At 72.3% G+C, this 12,859-nt stretch carries 13 protein-coding genes; 7 read left to right on the forward strand and 6 right to left on the reverse strand.

Going from position 1 to position 12,859, the window contains the following annotated elements:
* Positions 1–615 (reverse strand): transposase (locus tag G567_RS0122350; RefSeq protein WP_028929273.1); only part of this gene is annotated, 615 nt, incomplete at its 3' end.
* A gap of 131 nt (positions 616–746) precedes the next feature.
* On the opposite strand from G567_RS0122350, the gene G567_RS0122355 reads away from it, so the two are divergent.
* Together G567_RS0122355 and G567_RS0122360 are read left to right on the forward strand one after the other, a co-directional pair.
* A complete protein-coding gene (locus G567_RS0122355) occupies positions 747–1,490 on the forward strand; it encodes a FadR/GntR family transcriptional regulator (RefSeq protein WP_028931722.1) in 744 nt (247 codons plus the stop codon).
* 472 nt (positions 1,491–1,962) lie between these two features.
* Complete coding sequence (locus tag G567_RS0122360; protein ID WP_028931723.1) at positions 1,963–2,223, forward strand: hypothetical protein; 261 nt, start codon at positions 1,963–1,965, stop codon at positions 2,221–2,223.
* Positions 2,224–2,232: 9 nt separating this feature from the next.
* Here the strand turns inward: G567_RS0122360 and G567_RS0122365 are convergent, their stop codons facing one another.
* Positions 2,233–2,439 (reverse strand): hypothetical protein, encoded by a 207-nt coding sequence (locus tag G567_RS0122365; protein ID WP_028931724.1) that lies wholly within the window; start codon positions 2,437–2,439, stop codon positions 2,233–2,235.
* Positions 2,440–2,853: 414 nt separating this feature from the next.
* Here G567_RS0122365 and G567_RS0122370 point away from each other — a divergent pair, with 414 nt between their 5' ends.
* Positions 2,854–5,463 (forward strand): winged helix-turn-helix domain-containing protein, encoded by a 2,610-nt coding sequence (locus tag G567_RS0122370; protein WP_051233421.1) that lies wholly within the window; start codon positions 2,854–2,856, stop codon positions 5,461–5,463.
* Here the strand turns inward: G567_RS0122370 and G567_RS30620 are convergent.
* On the reverse strand, positions 5,441–6,808 hold the full coding sequence (locus G567_RS30620; RefSeq protein WP_245585755.1) for a DUF2252 domain-containing protein: 1,368 nt from the start codon (positions 6,806–6,808) through the stop codon (positions 5,441–5,443). The two genes, G567_RS0122370 and G567_RS30620, sit on opposite strands and share 23 nt — an antisense overlap.
* A 99-nt stretch (positions 6,809–6,907) precedes the next feature.
* Positions 6,908–7,414, reverse strand: coding sequence for an NUDIX hydrolase (locus tag G567_RS0122380; protein WP_028931726.1), 507 nt, complete (start codon positions 7,412–7,414; stop codon positions 6,908–6,910).
* A gap of 164 nt (positions 7,415–7,578) precedes the next feature.
* Here G567_RS0122380 and G567_RS0122385 point away from each other — a divergent pair, with 164 nt between their 5' ends.
* Positions 7,579–8,961: a diacylglycerol/lipid kinase family protein gene (locus G567_RS0122385; RefSeq protein WP_084796362.1), complete on the forward strand. Its 1,383-nt coding sequence runs from the start codon at positions 7,579–7,581 to the stop codon at positions 8,959–8,961.
* Positions 8,962–8,970: 9 nt separating this feature from the next.
* Here G567_RS0122385 and G567_RS0122390 read toward each other — a convergent pair whose 3' ends face one another.
* Positions 8,971–9,252: an amphi-Trp domain-containing protein gene (locus G567_RS0122390; RefSeq protein WP_028931728.1), complete on the reverse strand. Its 282-nt coding sequence runs from the start codon at positions 9,250–9,252 to the stop codon at positions 8,971–8,973.
* A 53-nt stretch (positions 9,253–9,305) separates the two neighbouring features.
* Positions 9,306–9,803, reverse strand: a complete 498-nt coding sequence (locus tag G567_RS0122395) for a DUF1269 domain-containing protein (protein WP_028931729.1) — start codon at positions 9,801–9,803, stop codon at positions 9,306–9,308.
* Between the two features lie 340 nt (positions 9,804–10,143).
* Here G567_RS0122395 and G567_RS0122400 point away from each other — a divergent pair, with 340 nt between their 5' ends.
* Genes G567_RS0122400 through G567_RS0122415 form a run of 3 tightly spaced genes read left to right on the forward strand, consistent with a single transcriptional unit; the run spans position 10,144 to position 12,825 of the window.
* Positions 10,144–10,635: a DUF7144 family membrane protein gene (locus tag G567_RS0122400; RefSeq protein WP_028931730.1), complete on the forward strand. Its 492-nt coding sequence runs from the start codon at positions 10,144–10,146 to the stop codon at positions 10,633–10,635.
* A 31-nt stretch (positions 10,636–10,666) separates the two neighbouring features.
* Positions 10,667–12,253 carry an SHOCT domain-containing protein gene (locus tag G567_RS32445; protein WP_051233423.1) on the forward strand — a complete coding sequence of 529 codons (1,587 nt, stop codon included), beginning with the start codon at positions 10,667–10,669 and terminating at the stop codon, positions 12,251–12,253.
* 29 nt (positions 12,254–12,282) lie between these two features.
* Positions 12,283–12,825: a hypothetical protein gene (locus G567_RS0122415; RefSeq protein ID WP_028931731.1), complete on the forward strand. Its 543-nt coding sequence runs from the start codon at positions 12,283–12,285 to the stop codon at positions 12,823–12,825.
* Positions 12,826–12,859 lie beyond the last annotated feature (34 nt).

A 12,859-nucleotide genomic window follows, 5' to 3' on the forward strand; every position in this document is an offset into this window, starting at 1 on the left:
GTCCCGGTCGGCGGCGTCCCGGTCGGCGGCGCGCAGCAGGTACTGGGCGGCCTGCCCGGTGCCGTGTGCCGCGTCCGGATCGACGGCCATCCTCGCCACCTGGTCACGCAGCCACTCGGCGCCGCGGTCGGCCTGCAGCGACGCGTTCGCCGCGATCTTCGACCCGTCGATCGCGACCGTGCCCAGCCGGGCCAGCCCGGCCGCCCGGCCCGGCCGCAGCACCCGGGCGGACACCTCGGTGAACGCCTCCAGGTGCGTCCGGCGGAACCGGGAGATCACCGTGTGGTCCGGGGCGTCCTGGGCGCAGAGCACCCGGAACGCCACGTCGGTGCCGCACAACCGCTCGATCGCCCGGCTGGAGCGCGGCCCCACCGCGTACGCGTAGCGCAACAGGGTGAGCAGCATGTCCGGGTCATACCCCGCCCGCCCGGCCGCGGTGCGCCGGTCCCGCCCGTCGCGCCGCCGCGCCGCCCGCTGGTGGACCGCCGCGGTGTCCAGCGCGGCCACCGTGTCGATCACAAACCAGGCCAGATGGCCCTCCGGCAGCCAGTCGGACATGTTCGGCGGCAACAGGAACTCCTGGTCCCGCACCACCGGCCGGTACCCCTTCGCCACCGGCCAAGCATCCCGGGAAGAGGGGTCCACAGTGGATAGACGCGCTGATTCGCCAACAGCCTCCCGACGCTGCTCCACTGACCCAGCGGGTATCGTGACGAAAGGTCGGATGTCCTGTGAGGGGTGGGAGCGTGCCGGTAACTGACGAGGCCATCGAGAAGATCAAGACGATGATCGTCTCGGGCGAGCTGGGTCCGGGTGACCGGCTACCCAAGGAAGCGGATCTCGCCGAGCGGCTGGGCCTGTCCCGCAGCTCGCTGCGCGAGGCGGTCAAGGCGCTGTCGCTGATCCGGGTGCTCGATGTCCGCCAGGGCGACGGCACCTACGTGACCAGCCTGGCGCCGGACCTGCTGCTGGACGCCCTCGGCTTCGTCGTCGACTTCCACCGCGACGACACCGTACTGGACTTCCTGGAGGTTCGACGCATCCTGGAGCCCGCGGCCACCGCGATGGCCGCGCTGGCGATGCCGGAGGCGGAGATCGTCGCGCTGGGCGGGGTGCTCGCCGAGCTGGGCGAGGAGCCCACCGTGGAGGCGCTCGTCGCGAACGACCTGGACTTCCACCGGCGGATCGCCGCGGGCTCGGGCAACCCCGTGCTCTGCTCGTTGATCGAGAGCTTGTCCGGCCCGACGGCGCGGGCGCGGATCTGGCGCGGGCTCACCCAGGAGGGCGCCGTCCGCCGGACCCGCGAGCAGCACCAGGCCATCTACGAGGCGATCGCCTCCCGTCAACCCGAGGTCGCGCGGTCGTGGGCGACCGTGCACATCGCCGGTGTCGAGGAGTGGCTGCGCACGATGCTTGGCTCGGCGGAGGGGGCGCTGACGTCGGCTGAGGTGAACGGATCGGGGAAGCGATCGGCTCAGGACAGGCCGTAGACGCGGCGCGCGGTCCCGCCGAGGAGGGCCGCCCGCTCGGCCGGGTGCAGCCGTCGAGCAGGTCGGAGGTCTGCGCCCTGCCATGACCACCTTCTGCGCGTTGCCGCCGGACAGGTAGCCGATCCCACCGCGCAGCGCCTGCGGGTCACGTCACCGGGTTCGAGGACCATGAACCGGCTGAGGTAGCGCACGATCCCGGCGCGGGCCAATACCCGATGGCTCGCCGTGACATCGGATATATATCGGGTGCGACCCGTGCGGTGCAGCAGATGGCGGAATATTGCCCTCAAACATCTGATGATCTTGGGAAGGGTCGGTCCCGTCACGGCCCGAAGCCCGGGCGCCGACTCCCCGCTGCTGCCGAACTCGGCGGGAGCGGGGCGTTCACCTGACCCGGGTGGTGTCGACCCGGCGGGGGTTTTCGATACTGCGGCAGCGCCGTGCGCTGCGGCGCCATGGCGGAGGTGGTCTGGTGCACCCGGATGCTGAACGGACGCCGAACGGGGTCGGCGTCCCGACGACGCCGACGACGCTGACGGTCGCCGCGCCCCGGCACGAGCTCGGGACGAGCCCAGCAGCGAACGCGCAGTGGCCCGACCGGCTGATCCGGCTGCTCACCCAGGAGGTCCGGGCGGCCGTGGCGGGTGGGTTGCTGACCGCGGCCGAGGGCGAGCAGCTGCTCGCCCGGCTCACGCTGGTGATCGACCAGGCGATGACCCCGACGCGGCCGTGAGGCGCCGGGTCAACCCGGCAGCCGCTGTAGGGAGACCACTTCCAGACCCATAGCGCGGCACAGCGCCAGCAGGTCGCGCAGGTCGGACTCCTCGGCCAGCTCACCGAACATGATCGTCTGTGGTGGGACGGCCTGGATCTGCATGCCGCAGAACGCGTTTCGCGCCCGGTCCGACAGCCGGCCGCTCACCCGGACCTCGTATCGCGCACGCCCCATCGGCACTCGCCTCCAACGCCGCGTCCCGGGCCGGCGCAGGCGGCCCACGGTCCGCCGCGGCCGGCGGGGCGGCATCGCCCGAATCGGATGAGACGGCCGGCGAATCGCGAAGGATGTTCCCGCCATTTACGACATAGGTGTGAATTGCACAGAAAAGAGCCCGGAAAGTCCATGGACATCATGGCTGGACGGCCTTATCGTGACTCGGCGCCCTGCCAGGTATGCCATTTGACATTCCGATCTCCTGAGCGATGCGTCCAACGCGGCACAGGTCCCGATTCTGGCGCCATCGCGCCAGTCGATAGGGCAGTATGGCGCAGGTGTTACCGCCGGATGGGGGAACGGGGGTTGGAACTCGTGCCACTTGTTCCGCGGGCAAAGATCGCGGTTCCGCGACTCCCGCCGGAATTCGTGATGCGGCATTCGCTTCGGACTGATCTCGACGCCGGGGAAGGCAAGAGTATCGGGCTGGTCTGCGCCCCCGCCGGATACGGCAAGACCCTGCTGCTGGCGGAATGGGCACTTGGGAGCACCGGAACGGAGACCGCCTGGGTGGGGCTCGATCGCGACGACAACGACCCACGGCGGTTGTGGGCGTCCGTGGTGGCCGCGATTGCCGCCTGCCCGTCAGTGCCTCCGTCGAGCCGCCTGCACGCCCCCTGGATCTGGCGTCCGGGCGCCCAGCCGGAGTTCCTCGCCGAGCTCCTGGACGCCCTGCAGGCACTGCCCCGGCCGATCCGGCTGATCCTCGACGACCTGCACGAGCTCGTCGAGCCGGAGACCCTGCACGGCATCGAGATCCTCCTGCGCAACCGCCCCGACCACGTTCAGCTGATCCTCTCCAGTCGGCTGGATCCACCGCTGTCCCTCCCACGGCTGCGCCTCGCAGGCCGTCTGTGGGAGCTGCGCGCCGACCGGTTGCGCTTCTCTTTGGCGGAGGCGGCGACGCTGCTGGAGAAGTCGGACTTGCGCCTCACCCCCGCGCAGGTCGAGGTGCTGCATCAGCGCACCGGAGGCTGGGCCGCAGGCCTGCGTCTTGCCGCGCTCGCCATGACCAGGTCCGCTGACCTCGACGGCTTCCTCGCCGAGTTCTCCGGCGATGAGCGGTCGGTGGCGGACTACCTGGTCGGGGAGATCCTCTCGCGCCTTCCGGAGGACATCCAGGAGTTCCTGCGGCAGACCAGCATCGCCGATCCGATCCCGTCGGCTCTCGCCGTCGTGCTGTCCGGCCGGGAGGAGGCCGGCAGCCTGCTCGACGGGCTCGAGCGCCAGACCTCACTGGTGTCGGCCACGAGCCGGCGGCGCGACGCCTACCGGATCCAGGAGCTCCTGCGCAGCTATCTGCGCGCGGATCTCCATCGTCAGGGCCCGATGCGGGCAGCCGAGCTGCACGCCGCCGCGGCGCGCTGGTGGGCAGCGCAGGACCGACCCGTGCTGGCTCTCGACCACGCCGCGCAGAGCCGCGATACCACCATGCTGTCGGACCTGCTGCACCGCTTCGCCGTTCCGCTGCTCCTCACCGGCGACCACGGTCCCCTCCGCCGCGCGATCACCACCCTGGGGGCCCGTACCACGGCCGCCGACGCGCTGCTCGCCCTCACCTCGGCGCTCACCCACCTCGAGGCCGGTGAGATATCGGCGGCCCGGTGCGATCTGGGCCTCGCCCAGCGGTCCCATCCGGTCGAAGACACCACGAGCACCACGAGCACGGACGTCTCCGTGCTGCGCGTGTTGGCCGAGCAGTTCGGCGCTGTCCTGCCCGGCGCTGTCCTGCCCGGCGGTGCTGCGACCGCGTCGCCGACGACGCTGAACGAGCTGCCCGCGGAACCGGAGCTGGAGGCGCTCAGCAGACTGAGCCGTGGCACGGCGCTGCTGTTCGACAACCGCGACCGGGCCGCGGCGCGTGCGGAGCTCGAGGCTGCGCTCGGGCTGGGCCGCCGGCACGGCTTCGACTACCTGTCCCTGCAATGTCTGACGCTGCTGGGCATCGTCGCGGGCACCTGCGGCGACATTCGCACGATGCGGGCGATGAGCACACAGGCCCGTGGCTGCGCGGCCGAGCACGGCTGGGAGGCCTCGACCTGGTCGGCCGCCGCCACCTCGATGCTCGCCTACGCCGTCCTTCAGCGCGCCGATGCGCATGATGCCGAGCGTCTCGCCGCCGAGGGGCTCGCGCTCGGTCCGGGCGCCTCGTCCCCACCGCTGCGGTTCGCCCTGCGGACGGTTCACGGCGCCGCGGTCCTCGACCGCGGCGACCGGGCGCGCGGCCTGGGTGAGCTGCAGCAGGCGCGCACGGAGTTCGGTGATCACCCTGCCGGCGCCGAGCAGGCCGCCGCGGCCGCGCTGCTCGAGTTCCACGCCGCGATGCTGCTCGGGCACTCCACGGCAGCCTGGACGGTGTACCGCTGGTTGGCCGACCGCACCAGCGGCAACGTCGAGTTGCTGATCATGCGTGCGTGGGTGGACGCGGCGAGCGGCCGGCTTGAGCACGCCCGGTCGACCGTTCGCACCGTGCTGGAGGAACCCGCGCAGGCACTGCTGCCGCATACCGTCGTGGATGCGTGGTTGCTGGAGACGACGCTCGCGCTCGCCACCAGGGAGCGGCCCGCCGCCCGCCGCGCGCTGCAGACCGCGCTGGCCCTTGCCGAGCCGCTCGACGCCGTGCGGCCGTTCACCCAGGCCGGACCCGGCGTCCGCGAGCTGCTCGTGCACCAGCACGGCAGCTTCGGCTCCTCGGAGGAGTTCGCGAGACGTGCGCTCGCCGCTGGAGCCGGTCTGCAGGAGTGCCGGGCGCTGCTGAGCGAGCGGGAGCTCACCGTGCTGACGCTGCTCCCGACGCTGCTCTCGCTGGACGAGATCGCCACGGACCTTACCGTCTCGGTCAACACGGTGAAGAGCCACGTGCGGTCGATCTACGCCAAGCTCGGCGTGAGCAGCCGCCGCACGGCCGTCCTCGTGGCCCACGAGCACGGCCTGCTCGCAGCGGCTGAGCGCCGGCGGGCTACAGCCCCGTCTCGGCCGTGATCCGGCCCGATCCGATCGCGTCCAGCAGTGCCTGGTGGTCCCGCTCGTTCTGGTCGGCGTACTGCTCGGCGAACTCACGGACCGCCGTCTCGAACGCGGGGCCGGAGCCGAGGTAGGCCGCGATCGCGACGCGGTCCCCCGAGCGGGCGTGGGCCCGCGCCAGCGTCCAGCCACACAGCTCGCCGTAGGCCCGCATCCCCTTGGGGATCATCGTCTCGACCTCGGCCGAGAACTTCCCGTCCCGCAGCTGCCGCAGGTAGAAGTCGCGGGATCGGCCGTCGAAACCCTCGACCCTGACCCAGCCGAGGAAGATGTCGCTGACGGTCTGCATGAGCCGCTGCCCGACGACCACTCGCCGACCGGCGTTCTGGTACTCGCTGGGCTCGAGGAACGGCTCCAGTACCGTCGGGCCGGCCTCCTTGGCCTGCAGGAACAACGGGTCGTGCTCGTCGTCTCCGAGCAGCAGGATCATCCAGGAGCGGGTGCCCACGCTGCCGACGCCGACGACCTTGCGCGCCATGTCCACCAGCCGGTACTGGTCCAGCAACACCCGCCGCTCCGGCTCGAGACTGATCCGGTACGCGCGCAGCACCGCACGTAGCTGCTGTTCGATCTCTGCGGCGTCGGTGCCGTCGGCGACCAGGTCCGCGACGGGGACGATGAGCGGCGGGTCGGCGATGATCCTCGGTCGTCCGTCCCGGACCCCGGCGAACCGGGCGAGAGCACCGAGATTGTCCCTGCTCCGCGCCTTGGCCAGGTTCCGGGAGAACCGCTTGCGCCGGGCCCCGACGAGGTCCTGGGCGAAGTACGCCTGCACCGCGGCGATATCGGCGTGGGCGTACCAGACCTCGAGCGTGGTCCGGTCGGCGAAGTCCCGCATCGCCCGGCGGTAGGCGGCGACCGCCCCGAGCACGATGCTGCGGCGTTCCTTGCCGGAGTAGCCGTTGTCTCGGCCCGCCACCTCCAGACTCGTCGCGAGGCGCTTGACGTCCCACTCCCACGGCCCGGGCAGGGTCTCGTCGAAGTCGTTGATGTCGAACACGAGGTGCCGTTCCGGCGAGGCGTACAGGCCGAAGTTCGCCAGGTGGGCGTCCCCGCAGGCCTGGACGACCAGCCCGGTCCGGGGGGTGTCGGCGAGGTCGCTCGCCATCGGCAGCGCGGCGCCGCGGAAGTACGCGAACGCCGAGACGGCCATCCGCCCGTAGCGGATCGGCATCAGCTCCGGAACGCGCGACGCGGCCTGGCCCTCCAGCAGGGCAACGGGATCGGGGCGCCCCCGGCCGGGCGTGAACTCCGCGTGGCGTGAGCGCGGCACCTCGGCGCGGGCGGCCCTCCCTCGCGCCACGCGCTGCTCCCGGGTCAAACGGGACGCCTGGTCGGGCCTCGCGCCGCGCCTGCGCGAAGCGGTGCTCGCCTGGCTCATCGCCCATCCCCTCCCTGCCGCTCAATCCAGATGCGGGTCGCTCGCCCCGGACAGGGCGTGCCGGATCAGCCGGTGCGCCCCGGGCTCCATCGGCAGCGCCGCGATGTCAATGGGGTCCATCCACGCGGCGTAGCTCGTCTCGTGCAGGTCGGGACGCGGCTCGCCCGATATCAGCCAGGCGTGGAAGCACACCACGAACTGCTGGCGCGTCTCGTCCCCGGCGGACTCGATGACATGCGCCGGATCGGTGAACAGCCCGACCAGCCCGGTGATCCGCACCCGGACCCCCGTCTCCTCGACGGTCTCGCGCAGTGCTGCCGCAACGGCGCTCTCCCCGACGTCGACCCGGCCACCCGGCAGCTCCCAGGTGCCGCTGTCGCATCGGCGAACCAGCAGCAGCTGCCCCCGCTCGTTGCGGACCGAGACGAACACCGAGGGCGTCACCACCGATGCCGTCGGGGCTTCCGGGTCGTGGAAGTGGACCCGCCGGTGCGGTACGCCCTGTCCGACGACCCGGGGATCCCGCATTGACGACCTCCGTCCACGGGTGACGAGCTGGTCGCAGGAGCATCGGGCATACCCACCGACGGGACATCCCCCGCCGCAGGTGAGTGGGGTCATCCGGGCGGGGTGAGGACGGCCGATGCCCTCCGGTGCACCGTGGTCGACATCCTGGAAAAGGCGGTCATGTGATGCAGAACCAACCCGCTGGCGCAATCCCGTCTGGAGCAAGCTCGTCGCCACCTCGTCCGTCGGCGGGACGGCGCGCGGCCGCCGCGGCGGCGCTGATCGCCCTCGCCGCGGCCGCCGCCGTCGTGGTGGCGGGCCTTGTGCAGCACCCGGCGCGGCTCCCGGTGGCGCTGCTGCTCGTGTTCGTCGCCGTCGTCGCCGCCTGGACCGCCCTCGTGCACCGCGGGACCCGCAGACTGGTCGCCACCGCGCTGGCGGTCGTGGCGCTGGCGGCGGTCATCGTGCTGCTGGACGTCGGCTCCCTCGTGCGGATCGCGATCGTCGTCGGCCTCGTCGTGGTGTCGACGGCGGCGGCCCGGGTGGCCCTCGCGCACGATCTGTCCCCGCCGACGGCGGGCGCTCGGCCCGTCGGTCCGGCCCGTCAGGGCGTCCTGCTGATGAACCCGCGGTCCGGCGGCGGGAAGGTTGGGCGTTTCGCCCTGGAGGACGAGGCGCGACGCCGCGGGGTCACCCCGGTGCTGCTGCGCCCCGCCGACGACCTGCGCGCGCTCGCCGAGAGGGCCGTCGCCGACGGCGCCGATGTGATCGGGATGGCCGGCGGTGACGGATCGCAGGCCCTGGTCGCCGACGTGGCGCGCCGCCACGACGTGGCGTTCGTCTGCGTGCCCGCGGGCACCCGCAACCACTTCGCGCTCGACCTCGGGCTCGACCGGTCCGATGTCGCGGCCGCGCTCGACGCCTATACCGACGCCCTCGAGCGGCGCGTCGACCTGGCGCTGCTCGGCGACCGCATCTTCGTCAACAACGCCTCGCTGGGCGTCTACGCCACGGTCGTGCAGTCCGAGGCGTACCGCGACGCCAAGCTCGCGACCACGGCGCAGCTGCTCCCCGACCTGCTCGGGCCCGGCGCGGAGGGCTTCGACCTGAGCTTCGACCGTCCCGACGGGACGGTCGCGCGATCGGCGGGCGTCGTGCTCGTCTCCAACGGCGTCTACCGCCTCGACAGCCTGAACGGGTTCGGCTCCCGGGCGCGGATGGACGCGGGTGTCCTCGGGATCGTCACGGTCACCGTGGACCGGGCGCGCGATCTCCCGGCTCTGCTCTCCGCCGAGTCCACCGGCCGCCTCCGGCAGTTCCACGGCTACCGCGAGTGGACGGCCCCGGAGTTCGAGGTCGGCTCCGGCCGGCCTCTCGTCGATGTCGGGGTCGACGGCGAGGCGCTGCGGCTGCCACCGCCGCTGCGGTTCCGCATCCTTCCCGGCGCCCTGCGGGTCCGCGTACCGCGACACGCCCCCGGCGCCGCGCCCGCCGCGGTGGCGCCCGCCGGCGTCCGGCAGGCCGTCACCGCGCTGCTGCGGGTGCTCGCTGGGCATCCGGTGCGCTGAGCGTTCCCGTCAGGTGCTCGATCGGGCCGTGTCCTTCGCCGTCCGGGTGCGGGCCTGCGCCGCGGGCGCGGTGGACCACGTCAGTTCGATCTCCAGCTCCACCTCGTCGCCGTCGACCTCGACCTCGACCTCGCACCGGACGTGGTCCGGCACCCGCAGCTTCAGCGTGCTCGCACCCAGTTCGACCTTCATGTCCCCGCCGTCCGCCAGTGCGGCTGCCAGCGCCGAGAGCCGCTCGGCGGCCTCGCGGCGGGTGAGGGACTCGGTGCGGCTGACCTCGACGTCCGACACGGGAGGGCTCCGTTCTCGCGGTGCTGGATCTCGGGTGATTGTCTCCGAGACGGTCAGACGTGCTCGGTCTCGGCGAAGGCCTCGCGCAGCCGGGCCTCCTGCTCGCTCGACAGGTTCGTGGAGATCAGCGCGGCCCCGGTGGCCCTGAACTCATCCAGGACCTTGTCGGCGACGACGTTCGAGGTCATCACGAACAGCGCCGACGTGCCGGGGGTGACCTGCTCCCGCACCGTGCGGATGAACTCGTCGTCGATCCCCACATCGGACATCGACCCGGCGAGCGCCCCCATCGCCGCCCCCACGGCCATCCCGAGCAGCGGCACGAAGAAGATCAGACCGAACAGCAGCCCCCAGAAGCTCCCGCCCAGCGCCCCCGCGCCGGCGAGACCGTGCAGCTGCTGGGTCTTCGGCTTCTTCCGGCCCTCCGGCCAGTAGACGTAGGCGGCGTCATTGATCTGGAGCAGCTCTTGCTTCTGCATCCGCTTCAGAAGGTCGAGCGCGCTCTCCGCGCCGCCCGCCGAGTCGAACTTCCACACCGTCAAGGTCGCCATGCCCAGCCTCCTCAGGACCGAACTCGAATCCGACGCCACCGCACTCTGCGCAGCGGGGTCCGGCCCGGCATCACCCGGGAAGGGCGAGCGCAACCCGGTCTCGCGCGGGGTGGCGAGGCAGGCGGCTGCCGCCGACCTCACGCGGAGACGGGACGAGCACGGTGCGGCGCCGGTCGCCCGGCGTCCCGCGACACGATTCATCCCCTCCGGATGAGGTCCGTGCCCGGGGGGCGGTACGACGATCGGGCGCGCCGTCGACCGTCGGCGGCGGACGCGCCGACACCCGCCGCCGAGACCCGGCGGGCCCGCGGGTCCGACCCTCCCGACCGAGGAGAACGTCATGTCCGATGCCTCCCAGACCAGAAGCGGTCCCGCCTCGCCGTCGGGCTACCCGACGAGCGGCGACGACTACACCCCCGGCAGCTACACCTCCAGCAACGTCAGCGGCATCAGCGGCTGGGCCGGCTGGGTCGTGTTCTCCGGGGTCATGATGATCGTGGTCGGCGCGTTCCAGGTGATCCAGGGGATCGTCGCGCTCGTCGACAGCGGCTACTACCTGGTCGGTCCGAACGGTCTGGTCGTGAACGTCGACTACAACGCCTGGGGCTGGCTGCATCTCATCCTCGGCGTCCTCGCCGTCGCGGTGGGGATCGGGCTCATGAAGGGCAACACGGCCGCCCGCGTGGTCGGTGTCGTCCTGGCCGCCCTCAGCGCGATCGTCAACCTGGCGTTCATCGCCGCCTACCCGGTGTGGTCCACGATCATCATCGCGGTGGACATCATCGTGATCTACGCGATCATCGTCCACGGGCGCGAGTTGAAGAACGTCTGAGCGACCCGACCCGGGGTGGGAGGAGTGCCTCATGCGTCGATTCGTCGTGGGGCTGCTGATCCTCGTCAGCGCCCTCGCCCTGCTGGGGTCGAGCACCTCGTTGTGGACGCGCCGGCACGTGGTGAACACCGAGATCTTCGTCGCGGGCACGGAGGCGATCCTGACCGACCCGGCGGTGCAGGCCCGGATCGAGACCGGGGTCGTGGCCACGATCATGACCAACCCGGAGGTCCAGCAGGCCATCGACGAGGCGGTCGCCGCCCTCCCACCGCGGCTGCAGGCATTCCGGCCGGCGCTCGAGGACGGCGCCCGGACCCTGCTCGGCAGGGGGGTGCATGCGCTGCTCACCTCACCCGCATTCGCCGCCTTGACCAGCGCGGCCCTACGCTCCGCACAGACGCAGCTGATCAACGGACAGTCGGTGGAGTTCACTCTCGGGCAGGCCAAGGCCCTCGTCCCGGCAGACAGCCGGACCGGCCTGGCCGGCCAGGTGCTCGCCCTGATCCCGGACAACGTGGGCATCACCGTGCTCACCAAGGAGCAGGCCCCGCAGGTCTACACCGCCATCGACCTGCTGAAGTCGCTGTGGCTGTGGGTCGGGCTGATCGCCATCGCGGCGCTCATCGGAGCACTGGTGGTCTCGCGGCGGCGGTGGCAGACGCTGCGGGCGTGGGCGGTGACGACCGGTGCGTTCGGGCTGCTGATCGTGCTCGTGATGGCGGTTGCCCGCGGGCCGCTGCTGGGCCAGGTCAAACCGATCAACGTCGCGGCCGCCGACGCGATCTACCAGGGGATCACGGGCTCCCTGCGCAGCTGGACACTCTGGCTGGTGCTGATCATGGCCGGGATCGTGGCGGTCACCCTCCTCTGGGGCCGGATCGGGATCATCCCGGCCATCCGGCGCGGCTCGCACGCCGTCCGGGCCCAGGCTGCCCACTACCGGGAGGAGCGGGCCGTGCGGGCCGCCGCGGCGGAGCTGAACCCCGAGGCGACCGGGCCTGCCCCGCGGGCGCCGGCGGAGTCCTGGCCGCATCGGGTCGCGGCAGGCGTCCAGGCGTTCGTCGACGGGCTGAACCTGCCGGAGCGACTCGCCGCCCTCGCCGGGTTCCTGCGGCGCAACCTGCGGGTGGCACGGTGGACAGGGGTCGCGGTCGGGGCCCTCGTCCTGCTGTTCTGGCCCTCGCCGACGCTGTCGGTGCTGATCTGGGTGGCGGCGTTCGTCGCCCTGTACATCGGGTTGATCGAGCTCGTACTCGCCATCGCCGCCCGGGCGCCGGGGGCGACCGGCGAGGCAGCCGCCGACGAGGTGGCCGCGCCGGGAGGGGGCGTCGGAGCGGGCGTGTCGCCTGCCAGCGACGGGGCCCACACGCGCGAGTTGGTGACCGCGCAGGCCGCCCCTGCAGGCGGCGGAGCCCCGGCGCTGGCACCGCTCGAGGCGCCCACACCGCCGGAACCGCCGAGCGCGCCCCCGCCTCACCGTCCGGCGGTGACACCCGAGGACCTTTCGGCCATGGGCGGCAGGCTGGACCTGCTGATGCGCCTCGGCGACGCGCGATCCGCGGGCGTGCTCACCGAGGAGGAGTTCGCCACGGAGAAGGCGAACCTGCTGGCGCTCTGACCACCTGCGATCGGTTGGGAGACGAGGTCGTGGCAACCGAGCGGTCGGGAGCAGCGCCCGCGCGGGGCACACCGACGACCCGCCGCGGTGCCCTCGCCGCGCGCCTCGCCGCGGGCAACCCGAGCCGCCTGCTCTACGGCGCCGTGGTCTCCTCGGCCGTGCTGGCTGTGGTGGGCGAGCACGGCGAGACCGCGCCACAGGTCCTCCTCGCCGTCGTGCTCGTGCTGACCGTCTACTGGCTGGCCCACGTGTACGTCGAGACCCTGGCCGGCCGGTTGGGGGCGCCGGCCCGAGGACCGCGCCAGGATCTGTGGTGGGCGTGGCGGCACGAGGCCCCCATCCTCCTGGGCGGCGTCCCCGCCCTGCTCGTCCTCGCGGTGTCGTTCCTGCTCGGTGCCTCGGTCTCGACCGCGACGAACGTTGCGCTCTGGGTCACCGTCGCGCTGCTGGCCGGTGCCGGGTACCTCGGCGGCTACCGGACCGGCCGGACGGGCTGGCGGCTGCTCGCCGACACCCTTGTCGTGGCCCTGATCGGGGTGCTCACCATCCTGTTGAAGACGCTGCTGCACTGACACACCCTGACCACACCGCCGCCGAGGAGCGCAC

The organism is Pseudonocardia asaccharolytica DSM 44247 = NBRC 16224 (assembly GCF_000423625.1).
GTDB classification, from domain to species: domain Bacteria; phylum Actinomycetota; class Actinomycetes; order Mycobacteriales; family Pseudonocardiaceae; genus Pseudonocardia; species Pseudonocardia asaccharolytica.